Raw genomic sequence first — 4,156 nt, 5'->3', positions numbered from 1 at the left:
CGGCGTGGCCGTAGGCGACGTCCACGTTGATCGGGCCGACGGGGCTTTTCCAGCGGCCGCCAACGCCGTAGCCGGACTTCGGATGCAGCGCGTTGAAGGTGTCGCCGGCGTTGCCGGCGTCGTAGAACACCGCCGCGCCGTAGGTGGGCTTGAACCAGTACTGGAACTCGGCGCTCGCGGTGGCCAGGTAGCGGCCGCCGGTGATGGCGGCGCCTTCGCGCACGCCCAGCTCCTGGAAGGCGTAGCCGCGCACCGACTGGTCGCCGCCGGCGCGGAACTGGTAAACCTGCGGCACGCCGTCCTTCGATTTGGACAGCAGGGCGCCGGCTTCGCCGCGGAAGATGGCGATGCCGCGCGGGCCGATGGGCCGGTACAGGATGGCGCGCGTGTAGCCGCGGCCGAACACTTCATCGGTCAGCACCGGCAGCGGCGCGGCGCCGATCTGCGCGTTGAGCACATAGCCCTTGGTCGGGAACACCAGGTTGTCGAGGCGGCGGAAGGTGACGGCATAGGTCAGCGGCACGGCCTTGGCGTGCTCGGTCGGCAGGCCGCCGACGGTGTCGTCCTCGCTCAAAAACTCCAGCGTGACGCTGCGTTCGAGCAGCGGCGTGCCCCACGCGCGCTTGGCCGACACGGTGCTGGTGCCGGTGACGTCGCCCGACAAATCGGTGCGCACGAAGGACGCGCCGACGCTGTCCGTGTAACCCTGCGGCGTGACCGGGAAGAAGAAGTTGACGCTGGCCGTTTGCTGGCGCGTCTCCACCGTCAGCGCGCTTTTCATGCGCAGGCCGAAGACCGACAGATCGTCGTAGGCCAGCGAGGTGCGGTTGCCGGTGTTGGTCGAATAACCGAGACCGACGCTGACGTTCTTGCGCTTGTTCTCGGTCACGCGCACCAGCAGCGGCAGCGGCGCCATCGCGGTTTTTTCGTCGGTGCTGCCGGGCGCGTTTTTTTCGGCGGCCGCGCCGAGCTGCTCGGACAGCACGGACGAGGTGTCGGCGCTCACTTCGACGCCGCTGAAATAGCCGGTGTCCTGCAAGCGCGCCTGATAGGCCTGCAGGGCCGCCTCGCTGTAATAGTCGCCCGGCTTGATCTGATTGAGGTTGCTCACCAGCGTGGCCGGATAGCGCTTCAAGCCTTCGATGCGCAATTGGCCGAAGCGCATTTCGGGGCCGCTGGCCAGGGTCACGTGCAGCCTGGCCTGATGCGCGTCGGGGTCGACGCTGGCCGTGCTGTCGGTCATTTGCGCGCGCGGGTAGCGGGTCTGCACCACCTGGCGCAGGAAGTCGCGCTTGGCCGCTTCCCAGTCGGACTGGCGGAACACGGCGCCCGTTTTCAGCGACCAGCTGTTTTTCAGCGCGGCGGTGTCGAACTGCTGCGCGGCCGGCTGGCCGGGCGGCGCGTCGAAGCCTTGCAGTTCCAGTTCGACGTCGGCGACCACGGTGGGCTGGCCCGGCTGCACCGTCACGCGCACGGTCGGCGCGGCGGCGTTGCGGTCGTAGCTGACGCTGACGACGGGCGAGTAATAGCCGTCGGTGGCCACCAGGGTCTTGATTTGCTCCGGCGCGGCGCGCACCATGCGTTGCAGCTGTTCGCGGTCGATGCGCGGATTGCCGCGATAGCGCAGCAGGTCCAGATTATGTTCGAGCAGTTTGTCGAGCGCGCCGGGAGCGTCGATGCTGACCGTGTAATTGAGCGCCGGCGCGGGCGCGGCGAGGGCGGCCACCGGCGTCATGGCGCCGGCCAGTGTCAGACAGGCCATTACTTTTGCCAGCACTTGTGCCAAAATTCGTGGCCCTGCCAATTTTTGTGCGGATACGGCCGGCAACATGAGACTCCATCAGGGTGTACGCTGACGTGCATGGTACCGGATAGCGCAAAAAGATGGCGTACATATAATGTTGCCCACGATTTTACGGAAAGACCCCCATGCTTCCTACTGATACCGCGCTGGTGTTGTTCAGCGGTGGACAAGATTCCACGACCTGCCTGGCCTGGGCGCTGGCCAACTATGCGCGGGTCGAAACCATAGGCTTCGATTACGGCCAGCGCCACGCCGTCGAACTGACGGTGCGTCCGGCGCTGCTGGAACAGTTGCGCGCCCAGTCGGCCGACTGGAACGGCCGCCTCGGCGAAGACCACATGATCGACCTGTCGCTGATCTCGCGCATTTCGCAGACGGCGATGACGCACGATATCGCCATCGAGACCCAGGCCAACGGCCTGCCGAACACCTTCGTCCCCGGCCGCAACCTGCTGTTCATGACGGTGGCGGCCACGGTGGCGTACCGGCGCGGCCTGACGGTGCTCGTCGGCGGCATGTGCGAGACCGATTTCTCCGGCTATCCGGACTGCCGCGACGACACCATGAAAGCCTTGCAGGTGGCGCTCAACCTCGGCATGGACACGCGCATCAAGCTGGAAACGCCGCTGATGTGGCGCGACAAGCGCCAGACCTGGGAACTGGCGCGGCAGCTGGGCGGCGCGGCGCTGGTGGACCTGATCCGCTCCGATACCCACACCTGCTATCTGGGCGAGCGCGGCGAGCTGCACGACTGGGGCTATGGCTGCGGCACCTGTCCCGCCTGTGCGCTGCGCGCGCGCGGCTACCGCCAGTTCGTCGGCGCCGAAACCTGAGCCGGACATGAAGATCGCCCTGGTCGTGCTGGACGGAGTGCAGGCGCTGGACGTGGCGGGGCCGCTGGACGTTTTCGCGGAAGCGAACCTGTTCCTGCCCGAGGAAGACCGCTACGACATCACGCTCGTCGGCGGCCGGCCGGACAACGTTGTCTGCTCCAGCGGCATCACGTTCAACGTCCATTGCGACTATCTGCATTTTGATTCGGACAGCGACCTGCTGCTGGTCGCTGGCGGCCCGAGATTCCCGGACTATCAACCCGAAGCCGGCTTCAGCGCCTGGCTGCAGCAGCGCGCGCTAGGCTCGAAGCGCTTTGGCGCGGTCTGCAACGGCGTGTTCCTGCTGGCGCACGCCGGCCTGCTGGCGGGCCGCGAGATCACCACGCACTGGGATCATGCCGAGCGGCTGTCGAACCAGTTCCCCGGTTCGACGGTGCGGCCCGATAAAATCTTCGTCCGCGACGGCAATCTGTTCACCTGTGGCGGCGTCACCGCCGGCATCGATCTGTGCCTGGCCCTCGTCGCCGAGGACTGGGGCCACGAGCTGGCGATGAAGGTGGCCAAGCGCCTGATCGTCTACATCCGCCGCGATGGCGGACAGTCGCAATACAGCCCCTATCTCGCGGTGGGGCCGGACGAGGACTCGCTGGTCGCCAAGGTTTTAAAATATGTCACCGACCATATCAGCGCCGCGCTGACCATCGAGGACATCGCCGACGCGGTGGGCGTGAGCCGGCGCACCTTCTCGCGCGCCTTCGCCAAGCACGCGCACGTGACGCCCTCGGTTTTCGTCGACCAGGTCCGCATCGACTTCGCCCGCAAGTTGCTGGAGGAGACCGACATCCCGCTCAAGACCGTCGCCTTCCGCTGCGGCTTCAACACCGCGACCCAGATGCGGATGATTTTTTCGCGCCAGCTGAGCACCACGCCCAAGCTGTATCGCGAACGCTTTCGCGCCGACGACGTGCCGCGCATCGCGGCGCCGGCGGCACTTTGACCCGCTTTCGGGACAAGCCGCGTCCGTTTTGGGCCAGGCCGCCGCGCACCCGTACACAGCGCGCCTGGAGTCGCGCACAATGACCTGATTCACAATCAGGAGGAAGCATGAACGGTCAATTGAACACCCGGCAGAATCTCGGCGACTACGAGGATTTCTACGACATGCTGGACGATAGCCACGAAGCGCTCGACGAGGGCCAGAGCAAAATGCTCAACGCGCAGCTGGTGTTGATACTGTCCAACCATATCGGCGACCTGCGCGTGCTGCGCGAGGCGTTCGCGCTGGCGCGCGTCAACGTGGAAGCGGGCCTGCCGCGTTGAGCGGCGGCGAAAAACGGCGTCCCCCGCCACGCGGGGGGGCGCGCATCACACCTCGCATCACACCTCGCATCATTCACCGCATCATTCACCCTCGCGCGGCGCCGCCATCGTCATTTCAACACCCGCTGCACCGACATCATCAAGGCCCCGGCCACGCCGACGGCGGCCAGCACACCAAAGTAATCGACGCTCGACAGCA

At 66.3% G+C, this 4,156-nt stretch carries 4 protein-coding genes; 3 read left to right on the top strand and 1 reads right to left on the bottom strand.

Annotation, left to right across the window (positions count from 1 at the left end; genetic code table 11):
* Window positions 1–1,762: autotransporter assembly complex family protein (locus Q0S71_RS08820; protein ID WP_295994009.1), on the bottom strand; the 1,762-nt coding region annotated here is incomplete at its 3' end.
* Between the two features lie 167 nt (window positions 1,763–1,929).
* On the opposite strand from Q0S71_RS08820, the gene queC reads away from it, so the two are divergent.
* The 3 genes from queC to Q0S71_RS08805 all read left to right on the top strand — a co-directional run bounded on the left by queC (window position 1,930) and on the right by Q0S71_RS08805 (window position 3,957).
* Window positions 1,930–2,637 (top strand): 7-cyano-7-deazaguanine synthase QueC, encoded by a 708-nt coding sequence (gene queC / locus Q0S71_RS08815; RefSeq protein ID WP_295994008.1) that lies wholly within the window; start codon window positions 1,930–1,932, stop codon window positions 2,635–2,637.
* A gap of 7 nt (window positions 2,638–2,644) precedes the next feature.
* A complete protein-coding gene (locus Q0S71_RS08810) occupies window positions 2,645–3,634 on the top strand; it encodes a GlxA family transcriptional regulator (RefSeq protein WP_295994007.1) in 990 nt (329 codons plus the stop codon).
* 107 nt (window positions 3,635–3,741) lie between these two features.
* A complete protein-coding gene (locus Q0S71_RS08805) occupies window positions 3,742–3,957 on the top strand; it encodes a DUF2783 domain-containing protein (RefSeq protein ID WP_295994006.1) in 216 nt (71 codons plus the stop codon).
* The last annotated feature ends 199 nt before the right edge of the window (window positions 3,958–4,156 follow it).

It is taken from the genome of Rugamonas sp., assembly GCF_025354735.1.
Lineage (GTDB): Bacteria > Pseudomonadota > Gammaproteobacteria > Burkholderiales > Burkholderiaceae_D > Rugamonas.
The sequence above is the reverse complement of the archived record's forward strand: the minus strand, read 5'-3'. Positions and strand labels throughout refer to the sequence as shown.

Bases quoted from the DNA above. Each gene is read 5' to 3' on its own strand.
- Q0S71_RS08810 (WP_295994007.1), top strand. From the start codon at position 2,645: ATGAAGATCGCCCTGGTCGTGCTGGACGGAGTGCAGGCGCTGGACGTG.
- Q0S71_RS08805 (WP_295994006.1), top strand. From the start codon at position 3,742: ATGAACGGTCAATTGAACACCCGGCAGAATCTCGGCGACTACGAGGAT.
- queC (WP_295994008.1), top strand. From the start codon at position 1,930: ATGCTTCCTACTGATACCGCGCTGGTGTTGTTCAGCGGTGGACAAGAT.